Source organism: Ruoffia tabacinasalis, assembly GCF_005864045.1.
Classification (GTDB): Bacteria; Bacillota; Bacilli; order Lactobacillales; family Aerococcaceae; genus Ruoffia; species Ruoffia tabacinasalis.
Genome location: NZ_VBSP01000057.1, coordinates 1 through 14240 on the forward strand (window position 1 = coordinate 1; position 14240 = coordinate 14240).

16 protein-coding genes, 2 pseudogenes and 1 other annotated feature are annotated in these 14240 nt (G+C 38.2%); of the genes and pseudogenes, 10 read left to right on the plus strand and 8 right to left on the minus strand.

Annotated features, from left to right (window positions below; all coding sequences use genetic code 11):
* Window positions 1–143: 143 nt before the first annotated feature.
* A pseudogene (locus tag FEZ33_RS10855) lies at window positions 144–603 on the minus strand (M24 family metallopeptidase); the annotation flags it as partial.
* Window positions 604–740: 137 nt separating this feature from the next.
* On the opposite strand from FEZ33_RS10855, the gene FEZ33_RS10860 reads away from it, so the two are divergent.
* Window positions 741–1496, plus strand: coding sequence for a hypothetical protein (locus tag FEZ33_RS10860; RefSeq protein ID WP_138405402.1), 756 nt, complete (start codon window positions 741–743; stop codon window positions 1494–1496).
* 75 nt (window positions 1497–1571) lie between these two features.
* Here FEZ33_RS10860 and brnQ read toward each other — a convergent pair whose 3' ends face one another.
* Complete coding sequence (gene brnQ / locus FEZ33_RS10865; RefSeq protein WP_138405403.1) at window positions 1572–2927, minus strand: branched-chain amino acid transport system II carrier protein; 1356 nt, start codon at window positions 2925–2927, stop codon at window positions 1572–1574.
* 407 nt (window positions 2928–3334) lie between these two features.
* Here brnQ and FEZ33_RS10870 point away from each other — a divergent pair, with 407 nt between their 5' ends.
* The 4 genes from FEZ33_RS10870 to FEZ33_RS10885 all read left to right on the plus strand — a co-directional run bounded on the left by FEZ33_RS10870 (window position 3335) and on the right by FEZ33_RS10885 (window position 6869).
* Window positions 3335–3784, plus strand: a complete 450-nt coding sequence (locus tag FEZ33_RS10870) for a hypothetical protein (RefSeq protein WP_138405404.1) — start codon at window positions 3335–3337, stop codon at window positions 3782–3784.
* Window positions 3781–4797 (plus strand): CehA/McbA family metallohydrolase, encoded by a 1017-nt coding sequence (locus FEZ33_RS10875; protein ID WP_138405405.1) that lies wholly within the window; start codon window positions 3781–3783, stop codon window positions 4795–4797. The genes FEZ33_RS10870 and FEZ33_RS10875 overlap by 4 nt, the downstream gene beginning before the upstream one ends.
* Window positions 4798–4987: 190 nt before the next feature.
* Window positions 4988–6292: a nucleobase:cation symporter-2 family protein gene (locus FEZ33_RS10880; RefSeq protein ID WP_138405406.1), complete on the plus strand. Its 1305-nt coding sequence runs from the start codon at window positions 4988–4990 to the stop codon at window positions 6290–6292.
* Window position 6293: 1 nt separating this feature from the next.
* Window positions 6294–6869: a xanthine phosphoribosyltransferase gene (locus FEZ33_RS10885; RefSeq protein WP_138405407.1), complete on the plus strand. Its 576-nt coding sequence runs from the start codon at window positions 6294–6296 to the stop codon at window positions 6867–6869.
* 166 nt (window positions 6870–7035) lie between these two features.
* Here the strand turns inward: FEZ33_RS10885 and FEZ33_RS10890 are convergent, their stop codons facing one another.
* The 6 genes from FEZ33_RS10890 to FEZ33_RS10915 form a co-directional block, all read right to left on the minus strand.
* Complete coding sequence (locus tag FEZ33_RS10890; RefSeq protein ID WP_138405408.1) at window positions 7036–7248, minus strand: helix-turn-helix transcriptional regulator; 213 nt, start codon at window positions 7246–7248, stop codon at window positions 7036–7038.
* 22 nt (window positions 7249–7270) lie between these two features.
* Window positions 7271–7597: a DUF6442 family protein gene (locus FEZ33_RS10895; RefSeq protein WP_138405409.1), complete on the minus strand. Its 327-nt coding sequence runs from the start codon at window positions 7595–7597 to the stop codon at window positions 7271–7273.
* Window positions 7598–7749: 152 nt separating this feature from the next.
* On the minus strand, window positions 7750–8238 hold the full coding sequence (locus FEZ33_RS10900; protein ID WP_138405410.1) for a hypothetical protein: 489 nt from the start codon (window positions 8236–8238) through the stop codon (window positions 7750–7752).
* On the minus strand, window positions 8228–9037 hold the full coding sequence (locus tag FEZ33_RS10905; protein WP_138405411.1) for a DUF3100 domain-containing protein: 810 nt from the start codon (window positions 9035–9037) through the stop codon (window positions 8228–8230). Before FEZ33_RS10905 ends, FEZ33_RS10900 begins: the two co-directional genes overlap by 11 nt.
* Window positions 9027–10304: a M20/M25/M40 family metallo-hydrolase gene (locus tag FEZ33_RS10910; RefSeq protein ID WP_212746704.1), complete on the minus strand. Its 1278-nt coding sequence runs from the start codon at window positions 10302–10304 to the stop codon at window positions 9027–9029. The genes FEZ33_RS10905 and FEZ33_RS10910 overlap by 11 nt, the downstream gene beginning before the upstream one ends.
* Before the next feature lie 322 nt (window positions 10305–10626).
* Complete coding sequence (locus FEZ33_RS10915; protein WP_138405412.1) at window positions 10627–10950, minus strand: rhodanese-like domain-containing protein; 324 nt, start codon at window positions 10948–10950, stop codon at window positions 10627–10629.
* A gap of 140 nt (window positions 10951–11090) precedes the next feature.
* On the opposite strand from FEZ33_RS10915, the gene FEZ33_RS10920 reads away from it, so the two are divergent.
* From FEZ33_RS10920 to FEZ33_RS10940, 5 genes and pseudogenes are all read left to right on the plus strand, one after another.
* Complete coding sequence (locus FEZ33_RS10920; RefSeq protein ID WP_138405413.1) at window positions 11091–11444, plus strand: DUF6176 family protein; 354 nt, start codon at window positions 11091–11093, stop codon at window positions 11442–11444.
* A 231-nt stretch (window positions 11445–11675) separates the two neighbouring features.
* A complete protein-coding gene (locus FEZ33_RS10925; protein ID WP_138405414.1) occupies window positions 11676–11864 on the plus strand; it encodes a hypothetical protein in 189 nt (62 codons plus the stop codon).
* 15 nt (window positions 11865–11879) lie between these two features.
* Window positions 11880–12191, plus strand: a pseudogene (locus FEZ33_RS10930) (GNAT family N-acetyltransferase); the annotation flags it as partial.
* Between the two features lie 77 nt (window positions 12192–12268).
* Window positions 12269–12829 carry a GNAT family N-acetyltransferase gene (locus FEZ33_RS10935; RefSeq protein WP_138405416.1) on the plus strand — a complete coding sequence of 187 codons (561 nt, stop codon included), beginning with the start codon at window positions 12269–12271 and terminating at the stop codon, window positions 12827–12829.
* Between the two features lie 15 nt (window positions 12830–12844).
* Complete coding sequence (locus tag FEZ33_RS10940; RefSeq protein ID WP_138405417.1) at window positions 12845–13792, plus strand: nucleoside hydrolase; 948 nt, start codon at window positions 12845–12847, stop codon at window positions 13790–13792.
* A 67-nt stretch (window positions 13793–13859) separates the two neighbouring features.
* Window positions 13860–14086: a binding site (T-box leader), on the plus strand.
* Window positions 14087–14240: the final 154 nt, after the last annotated feature.

Below are 14240 nucleotides of genomic sequence, written 5' to 3' on the forward strand. Positions count from 1 at the left end.
TTAAAGATGAGAACACAACACAAACTATCGTTGCATAGAGAGACACTTAAACATAGGAATAAAAAAAGAGCCAAGGTGACTGCGTCACCTGGCTCCTCGGTCCACCAACATCAAAAATTCATGAACCCAAATTCAATGCTTTTTTAATTTGTTTGGAGTGTCATAATGACAGGACCATCTTTTGTAATCGCAATAGAATGCTCATATTGAGCACAGTAGCTCCCATCTCGGGTACGTGCAGTCCAACCGTTAGAGTCCATCTTAACTTGCCATGTACCAGTTGTAATCATAGGTTCAATAGTAATGGTGATACCTTCTTCGAGGCATAAGCCACGTCCTGGTAATTCATAATGCGGAAAGTTTGGTTCTTCGTGAATCGAAGGTCTAATACGATGAGCCAAAAAATCTCTGGCCGCACCATAACCATGTGACACTGCATGTGTTTGAATCGCATGACTAATATCTCTCAGTCTGTTTCCAACAACTATCTGAAATTGCTCCATTTAGATCAACACAGAAGTCGATTTTGACGACATCCCCATTTTGAAGAATGTAATCTAAAGGAAAACCATGACATATTTCATCATTAACACTAATACAAGTAATTTATTTGCTAAAAATCTTTGTAACTATAGCAAATACAATCATGAATTAGTATAGAAACTAGATAGGTACGAGTGGTTATCAATAGTACTTTGTTTATAGAAGGAGTAAAATGAATTTATAGGAGGCGAAAGCTGATGAAACGATTAATTAAATCTGTTGTATTAGTAACAGCATTGACACTCCCACACATGATTATGCCTAATACGGAATTTGGTATAACGGAACAAATAGTTACGGCTGAGTCAGAAACGCCAAAAGAACATGCGCAATCAGTTGTGTCAACCTTAGCTGAGATGTATCCTGAAGATACGTTGCCAACTTACGTGTTGACGGCTGATTTACCTGAATATGTTACTGCTGCCACGACAGGTGTAGATGATCAAGATAACTTCAATATTTTTTATTATGCAGAAGACACACCCTTCGAAGTGAATGACTCTGCAGTCAATCGTTTAACACCAATAGCATCTTTAACTAAAACGACCTATCGAACAGAAGAAGCAGCCATTGAAGCAGTCAATCAAGTCTTAGATTTACAAGGGGACGAAGTTGATTTAGGTTATGATATTACGGGCTACTTGCAAGGTGCAGCCGGTTCAACGTATTTAAACTGGAAAGAAGGCAATTGGAGTCTGTTAATTCAAGCGAATAATATGAACGAAGAAAATCCAGTACCTTTAGCAGAATCGGTTGTTAAATATCTTGAAGAAGTCTACTTACCTGAACCTTCGAGCGTAGGGCAAGTGAGATTAAGCCCAGCAGAAGGCGAGACGTACGAAGATAATACGGTTGTTTGGCAAGAAGACAATGTAGTTTATCAAGTGAAACACATTGATCCAATGCAAGCAGTCGTTATGACAGGTTCAATTTCAGAACCGACCGAACAATAGTTATCTATAGACAAAAATTTAACCCCGTTTATACCGCTAAAATGACGGTATAGACGGGGTTTCTTTGTGTATGAACTAATTTGGTTGTGGTTGCATCTTCGTAAGGATTAAACCGACAATAAAGCCAACTAAAGCAGGGACGACCCAACCAAAGCCAATACTAAAGAAAGGCAAGAATGAGTTTGCAAAATTGACAAACATATCTGCTTGGAACCATTGATATAAAGGCTGTGGTAAGGCAGCCACCATATCAAACAGCGCCGCAAGTAATGTAAAGAATGTGACACTACGGTAGATTGTCTGGCTTTTAATTACGGGCTCGAGTAGATGTAAAAGGATTAAAGTAATGGCTAATGGGTAAAGCAACATCAAGACAGGTGTTGAATACGAGATGATTAAATCTAAGCCAATATTTGCCACTAAAAAGGCCATCAGTGTCGCAATGATTGTCCAAACCCGTTGAGTAACAAAGCTCGGGAACAAGTCCGCAAAGGTTTCCGCTAAAGCAACAACCAGTCCAATCGCCGTCTTCAAACACGCCACAGCCATCACACCTGCAAGTAGAATTTGTCCAAACAGACCAAAGTAATGTTGAGTAATTATCGACATCGCCACTCCACCATTAGGGGCAACTTCCGCAAAATTAAGACTTTGAGTCCCTAAGAGCGCTAGGCAAAGATAAATTAAAGCCATGACCGCTAAACTAAAAATCCCACTTTTAACAGTCTCAGAAGCTAAACGGGTCGGTTCCGTAACTCCAATTTGACGAATGGATTTAATAATTATAATTCCAAAAGCTAAACCAGCTAAACCATCCATCGTATTGTAACCTTCAAGCAGTCCCGTTGAAAAAGGAACAGTTTGATATGTTTCGACAGAGGCCGCACCTCCAATTAAAGGATCACCGGAAGTAAAGGCTCTAATGAGAATAATTGTTAGTAAAACTAAGAAAAGTGGATTCAAGTATCGTCCAATCCAATCTAAAATCCCACTAGGACGTAATGAGAAATATAAAACAATTGAATAAAAAATCAATGAATATATAAATAAAGATAGTGTATTAAATTCTTGAGGAATTAAAGTAGACAGTCCGACTTCATAAGACACAGTAGCTAAACGTGGTGTCGCGAAAAATGGGCCGATGGTCAAATATAAAGCAACAGTAAAGAAATAACTGTACCCTTTAGATATCTTTTGTGACATATCAATCACGGACTCACTTTGAGATAGTCCCATAGAAATCACTGCTAATAAAGGAAGACCTACAGCTGTTATGTTAAAGCCTAGGATTGCAGGCCAGACTGATCCGCCTGCCGCTTGACCAAGGGAAACCGGAAAGATTACATTTCCTGCCCCAAAGAAAAGTCCAAATAATAAGGAAGCAACAACAAGTGTTTCCCTAAATGAAAGTGTTAACTTTGGTTGTTTCATAATATACCTACTTCTATTGTTATAGTTTTATAAAAATCTAGTGTAATGGGATTAAGAAGATATTTCAATAGTTTTTTAAAAAAGGTGAAACAGAGTTTTATATAAAAGCGCTTATTATGGATACAATCAACCGAATATTAGGTGGGCAATCTAGTTTTATTTACATAAAATTAATATTAGGCGTCATGGAGTTTACACTAACTTTACTTAAATTTGATATTAAATTTACAAGCGTATGGTAATCTCATTTTATAGCTAAGTCGATCGAAGATGCTTTGCACAATACATTTTTGAGTTGCTCTACAGCATATAAAAGAGAAGTAAGCTAATTCAACAGAGTATCGAGAAAGGAGCTGGAACTAAGGTTGCAGTTTCTTTTGTTATTACTTCATTCTAAGGAGGACACTATGAGCATTTTTGAATTAGATTTAAGATTAGGTGAGTATGATACACAAACAAATATAAAAATCCCTTTTGAAATTAAAAATAAATATTCAGAATTAATCATTCATTTCAGTTACAATCCGGATAAAAGCAAGGACGATGTTGCCAGAAGGCAAGTTGAAGATGCCTTAAGAAAATACGACCAAGCTGATTTTGCGAGTGCAAAGCGCTTAGCATATGATCATTTACCGATTGATAAATTAATCACGTTATCATTATCAAAGAATGGCAAGTACTTAGGAGCACATCACAATAAAAGCAATGATCAAGAAATTACAATTAATAATGAAACAGCCAGTTTTGGATTTTGGCCTGTAGAAGCTGAACCTGCTGATTGGGAATTACAGTTAAATTGTCATTGTATTGCGAGTAAAGAAGTTGAGGCAAATATCCGAATTGAGGCGATAAAATGACAGCATACCAATTTCCAGTCGAAGTTCACTCACATACCATTCATAGTGATGGCCAATTTACGGTAAAGGACTTAGTTGAATCTGCCGTATCTTTTGGGTATAAAGGACTTATTCTAACTGATCATAACACATCAGCAGGTTACTCAGAGATGCCTATAGTGCCGGCTGTTAAGGATGGAGAACTAGTTACATTACACGGGATTGAATGGACAACTTACTTTGGCCATATGTTAGTTCATGATGCGGATTACGACGTTGACTGGCGTGAAGCAACCCCGAATACCATTGATAAATACATGGCAGAAGTCCAAGCGGCTAACGGGCTAGTGGGGATTGCCCATCCTTTCGATATGGGTAGTCCTATTTGTACGGGGTGCCATTGGGATTATCAAGTGAAAGACTATAATTTGGTTAATTATATCGAGATTTGGAATAGTAACCAGCCGCAGGATAAATCAGAATCGATCTTAGCTTATGATTTTTGGGTAGATAAATTGAAGAAAGGTTATGAGATTTCTTGCTCTGCTGGTCGCGATTGGCATCGGCCTGACACGTTAGATGCTAATATGGGCGTGACTTATCTTGATATACCTGAGTCTGAGCTAACGGCTGAGAATTTCAAAGCATCCCTGGGTCAAGGTCAATTTTATGTGACATTAGGAGCTGTCGTGGAGTTTCAATTACAAGCAAAAGACGTTACTCGGAGTTATCACATCGGTGACCGGGTGGAGTCGGAAGACTATAGTGAAGGTCAGATTCAAGTAAGGGTTGAACCCACTGAATTGCATGATTTGACGCAGTTTGCGGTTGAGAATGCCTATATGACGATATGGAATAATGAAGAAGTGATATACCAAAGTGAGCCTCTAAAATTATTAGATTCACCTTGGGAGATTGAGATTCCTTTGACGCAAGATTTAGCCAAGGGTTACGTGCGCTTTGATATTCGCGCGGACTTTCGTGGAATCAAGGCAACGCCAGTTGTTGTTGGGAATCCTATCTATATTAAGTAAGTCTTACAAGTTCAATGTTGTGGGTGGTAGGTTGACTGTCTCTTCAATATTGAACTTTTTTTGTATAGAGTTTTGTCAGTGTCACTAAAGTCGAACATTCAAAAGTTTTTGTTATGAATTATTCGACCTTTGATTAACGTTCGGGGCAGATTGTGTTAAATTCAATTAATCATTACAAGCGAGGTGTATCATGGAAAATACAAAGGAACAATTAGTAAAATATAAAATTGAAGACGTACCACCCACATCAGTTGCCGTTGTCTTAGCTTGGCAACATATTTTAGCGGCTTTTGCAGGGATTATTGCGGTCCCATTAGTCGTTAGTGCTGCCTTAGGTTTCTCAGTTGAAGAGACGTCATTTATGGTGAGTGCGACAATCTTTGTGTCAGGTCTAACGACGATTCTTCAGTCTAAAGGGCTTGGACCGATTGGGGCACGTGTGTCAGGGATGATGGGAACGGACTTTACCTTTGTGAATCCAGCGATTAGCGTGGGGTCGCAGTTTGGGATTGCTGGGATTGTTGGTGCAACGATTGCGGGATCATTTGTTGAAATTATTTTAAGTCGTTTTATTAAGCCGTTAACTCGCTTCTTCCCACCATTAATTACCGGGACGGTTGTTGCTCTGATTGGTATTACCTTACTTCCAGTGAGTATGGATTGGGCAGCTGGAGGTGTTGGTGCATCGGATTATGGGTCACTGCGTAACTTGACCGTAGCTTTTGCTGTAATGGTATTCACTTTATTCTTGAACCATTTTGGTAAAGGCATCTGGAGCACGGCTTCAGTATTTATTGGAATGATTGTGGGTTACATTATCTGTATTCCATTAGGCATGGTTGACTTAACTGAAGTGTATGCAGCTGATTGGATTGCTCTTCCAAGTATTTTACGTTATGGTGTGCATTTTGACTTAGCATCAGCGCTTGCTTTCGTTCCAGCCTATCTTGTATCAACGATTGGTACTTTCGGAATTATGATTGCAATCGGGGAAGCTTCAGGTGAGAAGATTTCTAGCGAAGGTCTTCAAGGTGGCGTACTATGTGATGGCGTGGGATCAATGATCTCAGGACTATTTGGAGCTGGACCTAACACGGCTTTCTCTCAGAACGTTGGATTAATTACTTTGACTAAGGTTGCTAGCCGTCGCGTGATGATCTTGGCGGGTATTTTCTTGACAATCTTAGGTATTTTCCCTAAATTAAGTGCATTGATAGCTGTCATGCCTCAACCTGTTCTAGGTGGTGTAGGTGTGATTATGTTCGGACTGGTTGCCGCTCAAGGTATCAAGACGTTATCTCAAGTTCACTTAGGGGACCGTGAATTATTAATTATCTCAGTGGCCTTCGCCTTAGGAATTGGTGTAACTGTACGCCCAGACATCCTAAATGGCTTACCACAAGCTGTTCAGATGATCTTATCATCAGGTATCTCAACAGGTACTTTAGCTGCTTTAATCTTGAATATTGTCTTAAAAGAATCGAAAGGTGAGTAATATGAAGTTATTAGAAGATAAAATCCTCAACGTCGGTCGTGTACTCGGAGATGACATATTAAAAGTGGACTCATTTTTGAACCATATGATTGACACAGACTTAATGATGGCGATGGGTGAAGACTTCTACCAACACTTTAAAGATAAACCCATCAATAAAATTCTAACCCTTGAAGTATCAGGGATTGCGGTCGCTTTCGGTGCAGCCCAATACTTCAAAGTGCCAGTCTTATTCGCTAAAAAGATTGAATCTTTAACGCTAGGTAAAGATGTTTACACTAGTGAGGTTATCTCATATACAAAAAACAAGCGTTACAATATCAATGTCGCTAAAAGCTTCCTAACAGAAGATGACCACGTCCTTATTATCGACGACTTTTTAGCTAAAGGTGAAGCCTTAAAAGGCATGTTCGACCTATGCCAACAAGCCGGTGCAACCGTAGAAGGCGTTGGTATCGCAATTGAGAAAATCTTCCAAGGTGGCGGACAAAAATACCGCGACCAAGGCTACGATGTCTACAGCCAAGCGATGATTGAGCGTTTTGAAAATGGCCAAGTGATTTTTATAGGAGAATAGTTATAATTAGATAAAAGCCTGCAGTCAAGTTGATTTATGGAATCAACTTGGCTGCAGGCTTTTTCTTGTGGGGGTAGCGAGATCTTTCTTCGATACCGCTTCTCATATTGCAGAGTAAACCCCGCTAGTCTGCATAACCGCGACTCATTATTCAGAGTAGGCGCAATCACACATCAAAATAAAACAAGTCCTCGAATTTTTGGTCAAGGGCGATGCATAAGATCAGGGCCAGTTTGGCTGTGGGGTTGAATTGGCCGGTTTCAATAGAGCTGATGGTATTGCGTGATACTCCGATTTCTTTGGCCAAGGCGGCTTGGGAGTAACCCTTTTCTGTGCGGGCTTTCTTTAAGTTATTTTTTAATATTAATTCATCATCCATAGATGGTCACCACTTTATTGGACTAGAAACTTATAATATTCAGATGGCTTAGAAATTGATATAGAAATAAGAGGCTGGTACAGCTAAAGGTAAGGGTGAAAAAGATAGTGGTTTTAGTCTTATTTCTAATTAATTGATAGGCGAAGTTAGATAAGCATGTAAACTGTGAAAGTAAAGCAATGGCTAATCTGCCTTCTAGATCAAGCGGTGTAAAGTGTGAGATAACAATCCAAGAGAAAATTAATACACCGATTGAAAAGTCAGCTCCTTGTAATTTAAGTCGTTGGCCTCGCTCATCCGATAATTCATTTTCTTTGCGACTTTTTGTTAATATTTCTTCTTTGTTCATATTAACACTCCTCTAAGATAAGTTGACAAGTATACTTGGCATGACTATATAGAACACCTGCCAAGTATGCTTGTCAACCCTCGGTGCAAAAATAGCCGCAAAGCCCACTCTTCTAGGAGAAACAAGCTTCACGGCTATTTATATATCAAGAATTATCCTGCAATCGATAACCCAAATTGTGCCACGATTGTTGTTAATAAGTAAGCACCTGAGAAGACAAAAATCGCTACGATTAATATTTTCCAAGATGTCTTAGTTAAATCAACTAATTGATTTGCGACCGAGATACCCGCAAAAGCCAATACCGGTGTTGTGATCGATAAGAAATCAACTGCCAGTATCGCTTCAACAATAAAGTTACTCATTAAACAAAAGACAATTGAAACAATCGATACCCAACCTAAGATCGGGAAGTCTTGAATGAACTGAACTTTGATTTTTTTCGTTAGATCAGAGATCCAAATACCTAACATACTGAACAGCCATAAGAAGCCAAGGCCGACAAAAGTGAGTGCTTGAATAGGTGTTGAGTCAGGATTTTTCCATAATTTTACTTGTTGTGTAAATAAGATAAATACTAAACTTAAGACAATAACGAGTCCAAAGTGAACATATTTATTTAAACTTTTATTATTTTCCATGATCGTAGTTATCTCCTCTAGTTAAAGTGTTATACATAAAGCGTTGTAGTGGGATGGCTAAGAAGACCATTGTGTATGTTCCTAAGAAACTGGTTAACAATTGACTAGCAGAGGCATAAGCTAAGATGATTTCTTCACTTTCTGGACGAAGTGCGGCAACAGCTGAAGCAGCCGCTGTCATCATTGAAGCAGAACCCATTCCTGCAGCCATTCCTAACGCACGAACATCAAAACCAAAGTTTAGTAACAATGGTGCAAATAAACTGAAGAAAATAGAACCGAATAATGTTCCGATTAAGTACATTGAAAGAACTCCACGGCCTTCGGCTGACTCGAGCGTGTATTTTTCAGTAATATAAGCTAATTCCCCTTCACGGCTTAACCCAAGCGTAGCACCGATTGCTGTACGTTTAAGTCCTAACATTAATGCAATAGGTAGAGCGAATAAAATCGTACCTAAGTTTCCGATTTCTTGGAATAGGAACACCCAACCAACAGAAAGAATTTCAGTAATTTGAGGGGCTACACTTGCGCCGTAATAAGCTATTAATGGCAACATAATGAATAAAAGGTTTTTTGATGCGAATTGCACATTTTCATCACTATATACTTTTTTGAAAATCCCTTTTCGAAAAGCTGGAACAGCAAAAATCATCCCGAAAAAGACCGCAAAAACAAGTGGTAAAATGGATACAGAAAATGAACCAAAGCTAATACTTTGGAAACCAATTATTTCAGCTAAGAAAATAACAACAAAAGCAAAGCAAATTAAGTAAAGTAGATGTTTCTTATTTTTCATTCGATTCTCCTTGAGTAATAGCTTGGATATAGCTTTCATATTCTTTATAAGAACGGCTGTATAGTTGGTTTTTATCGATACGGCCGTTCATTTTATTTAAGACACTAATTAAAAATTCTGGAAATTCTTGAAGAACAAATTCGTCATCAACCATGCGTAGATCATCACCATGAATGACACCAGCGAAACCGCCATAACTAATTTGAATACTAGGCATCATAAATGATAAATCGCCAATATCTCCAGCAGCAGCAACGGCACCGCGGTCGTCAATCCATTTTGTAATCGTATCTTGTTCTTTGAACGCTTCCTCAACGAAGGTTGATAAATAACGATCTTGTACAAATGGCAAGTAACCCATCTGAGTTTGTATCTCAACATCACCTTCCAATGAATAAGCGCTCCCTTTAGCCACTTTATCCATGCGTTCTGCTACGGTTTTCATATAATCAACTGAGATTGTGCGTAAATCCGTTCCAACTTGTACTTGATTCGGAATGACATTCGTTGAGAAGCATCCATGATCAATGACCGGGTTAATAGGTACGTATAGATCCTCGCGTAATTGTTGGCGCATTAAGCCTAAACCAGTATTGAATAAGGTCGACATGCTGTAAGCATTGATTCCACTGAACGGGTCCCAACCAGCATGTGTTGCTTTACCTTTGAAATTATAATGTTTATATAAGAATCCAGCTAAATCACAATTGATTTCAACTGTTTTCTCTTCTTCGCCACCAACAGTGTGCACACACATTGCAAAGTCAACATCATCAAAGACGCCCAACTTCATTGCTTCAGGTTTTCCACCTAAATAAGTGATCGTCCCTTCGTCGATTAATTGTTGGCGGTATTCTAAATCAATAAATTCTTCCGCTGGAACGAAGACAAAGGCAATATTAAAGTCAAAATCTTTGTAACGTTCACCTTCTGTTAAGTAACCATAGAGTGATAAAGCAGTTGTCACTTGAGTAAAGTGACCACATGCATGCGCCGCTCCTGACTGCGAATCAGCTTGGAAGTGACTCGGAACACGAACCGCATCCAATTCTGCAATGAATGCCACTGTTATATCCTGTTGGTGATTTAAATCAACGCGCATACCTGTCGTTGAAAAATACTCAATCACTTGGTCTGGATTTGTCTCAGTAAGAAAGTCTTCCACCGTTTTCATAGTCCGGAATTCTTTATAGCCTAATTCTGGATGAGTAAAGATGTCGTCTGAGATAGCTTTCATTTTTTCGAAATTTTCTTTGAAATAATTCAATGATAAAACTCCTTATAAAGTATTTACCAAACGAATATAATACAAACATCATAAAATTTATATAAATCACAGACATTAAAACGTATTCAAAGGTGGAACGTTTGTGCTTCTTCACAGTTATGAATAAAAAAATCAAGACGTCATATCACTTAAATGAGTATGATAATAGACAAAAGTTTGGGAGTAAAAGATGACTGAAAAAAGGCGAGATGATCCGGCTAGTTGGTTATTTGTTGTTACATCAATATTCTTTCCCATCATGACTGAACGCAAAGAACACCCTACTGATTTGAGTAGGGTGTTTGGTTATATATCAGTCATTTTACAATAAGACAGTAAAATCATTGGAATGCTCAAGTTGACCTGGCCAATTTTGAGTCCCATCTTCCACACAGATTGCTTTGAAGCCGTGTTCGCTTAGGAAGTGACATGCTTTCTCTGCACGCTTGCCTGTTTTACAAATGATGTAGTAAGTCTCATCTTCGTTTAAGGCTAGTGTATGTTTAGGCAGAGAATCTAATGGTATGTTGATGGCATTAGGTACATGTCCCATCTCATATTCATCTGTATCCCGAACATCTAAAATAATCAAAGATTCAGAGTTAGCTTTTTGATAAAACGATGTTATATCAATATTTTTATGCATAGCTATAAGATGCCTCCATATGTTTAAATTAATACATTAAATCCTAGCATACACGCATTAAAATGACAATTTAAGTTTTTATTATGAATGTGCTTTCTAAATTGTTAGAATAGACTTGATAAAAAAAAGGAGAATTTAAAATGAATCATTTAAACGTCGAATTAACACGCTTTCGAGTGAAGCCTGGTAAAAGCAAGCAAGTTGATGAATGGCTGGCTTTTCTTAATCATCATATGGACGATGTTCTTGTTACTTTAGAAGGTGAGAAAATGTATATTGAATCAATTTTACGAGAACAACTAGATGGGCACGAGTATCTTTATTGGTATTCAATCCAAGGTGAAGGTGGCATTGAAGTTGAAGAATCGAACCACTATATAGATAAAAAGCATTTAGAGTATTGGCAAGAGTGTATCGATCAAGCATATGAACCGGTAGATTTAACAACAGAAGTTGTCATGATACCTAAGAGAATCCAACAATATATGAATTAAAATATAAAGACGAAGCGTGCCTCATAGTAAATGTGTGAGGTGCGTTTTTTAAGTAAATCTTAGGTGTTTTGGGCTTTCAGGTCGTCGTAATTTCTACGACAACCCGGTAAAGGCTTTCCGTATCATTGTAGGAATTACGACGATACGGAAACTGTTTTTCATATGAAAACGTTATGATAGATTAATTGAATTAATTAATATGTAAAGAAGTAAGCTAATGGGGTGAGAATTATGGGATTAACTGTTAGAAAAGCACGAATAGATGATGCAATGACTATTGGTAAGATTCAAGTGAGTAGTTGGCAGTCAACTTATCAAGGCGTCGTATCGGACGAAGTCTTAAATAATATGAGTCTGAATAATAGTGTCGATCGTTGGAAAAGTATACTTGAGAGAGATGCTTTGACTTATGTTTTATAGAAGAACAAAGAAGTCGTAGGTTATATTAGTGGAGGTTTACAAAGAAAAGACAGTTACCCAGCTTATAAAGGTGAACTTTATTCGATTTATTTGAGTAGGTCAGCCCAAGGATTAGGAGGAGGCCGTCTTTTAGTTGATACACTAGTGAAAAAATTTAAAACCATTGGAATTAGATCAATGATAGTCATTGTATTTAGTGGTAATGCTCGATCTATTCGCTTTTATAAGAATTTGGGTGGAGAATTTATTGGAATAGAAACAATTAAAATTGAAAATCAAATACTCGAAGAACAGGTATATGGCTTTAAATTCACGAACAATGAATAAGCAAAGAAAATTATCATTCGTATTTGTTTGCGCTTCCTGTAAGAAGCATTTATGATAAGCTTTTAGGAGATGAGACGATGAAACATATTGGTACAAAAGAAATTGAAACAGACCGCCTTTTGTTAAGACGTTTTGTTGAAGCAGATGCTCAAGCTGTTTATACAAACTATGCAAGTGATGATCTAGCAACTAAATACTTAACTTGGCCGAGCCACCAGGATGTTTCAGTTACTGAAGCGATTCTTGACACATGGGTTGAAGGATATGGTGACTTATCTCAATATAAGTGGGCAATTACTTTAAAGAGAAACCCGAGTGAAGCGCTGGGAGATATTACTGCTAGCATTCCACATGATTTTGACAAAATTGATGCATGCGAGATTGGTTACGTCTTAAGTCCAAAGTATTGGGGACAAGGTTACATGAGTGAAGCGATGAAGGCTGTAACGAAATATTTATTAAAAGAAGCAGACTTTAACCGTGTCATTGCTAGGCACGACGTGGCCAATCCAGCTTCAGGAAAAGTCATGCAGAAGGTTGGTTTACAATTCGAGGGAATCCATCGTCAAGGCAGTTTAAATAATACAGGAATTATTGATACGGCCCAGTACGCCATTTTAAAAGAAGATATATTATAGATAGGAGACATAATTATGAGACGCGTCATTATTGATTCAGATACAGCTGGGGATGATACAACAGCGATTTTGATGGCTTTAAATCATTTTAAAGTCGAAGGGATTACAATCGCAGCAGGAAATGTTGAGTTCAATCAACAAGTTGAAAATGCCTTAGTCACCGTTGAAACATACGGTCCTAAAGAAAAAGTCCCCGTGTTTAAAGGACATCAAAGTCCCATGACTTCCCTATCAACAAAAGCCCACTTAACCGTCGAGGAAATTCAAGGTGGTAATGGAATGGGAGATGCTCACTTTCCGAAACCAAAGCAAAGTGCAGAAAGTGAACATGCAGTTGACTTTATCATCCGAACTATTAAAGAGAATCCGGGTGAAATTGAAATTATCGCCTTAGCACCCTTAACGAATTTGGCAATGGCTATTAAGCGTGATCCAAGTATCCTACCTGACATTAAACACATCTGGATAATGGGTGGAATTAATAATGCCTTAGGAAATGTCGCAGCAGTAGCAGAATATAATTTCTATGTTGATCCAGAAGCGGCGCGAATTGTACTTCATTCAGGAGTTCCAAAAACAATGGTAACTTGGGACGCAAGTCTAGATTTTGGTGTTATTTATGATGAAGACATTGAAGTGTTAGAAGCATTAAATACCAAAGGTTCAAAATTTTTTCTAGATGTGAATCTATTTGTTAAAGCCTTTGAATTTGCGAAACGTAGTGTGGACGGGATTACATGTACAGACTCGTTACTGGCCGCCGTTGCAGCAGATGACTCACTCGTACTCGATGCAACAGACTATTATGTTGATATCGAAACAGCTGGGAATTTAACCCGCGGTTTTAACTTAGTAGACCGTGAAAATGAATTACAACAAGCCCCAAACATCCGTGTCATTGAAAATATTGACAGCCATAAATTTAAATATATGTTAAAAGATATGCTAGCGAATATTCTTTAATCTTGGATCGAGTTGACTTTAATTAAAGACTTCGTTAAAATATTAATTAATGATGAGAGTTTAAAGATAAAAATCGACGAAGAGAAGAGTAGCAAATTGACTTTGTTTAAGAGAGCCCGGCTAGTGTGAAAGGGCACAAAAAAATTTGTGAAGATGAACTCTGAGTATTAGCTAAGTGAAAGCTTTTCTAACGGTAGCAACCGATACCTTGCTAACGTTTATATAGACGTATTAAGGCACTTATTGTGAGATAAGTGTAAATTTGGGTGGTAACACGATATTGTCGTCCCTAATCAGAGAGCTGATTAGGGGCGATTTTTTATGTGCGCCCGGCATGGGCGATAACTTGGTGGTGAAAGTCCACTACAGACTTGGCAGTAGGAACTGTTAGCTAAAGGCAAGGGTGTCCACCGTGAGGTGGAATCTGAAGGAAGCCGGAGGCAAACAC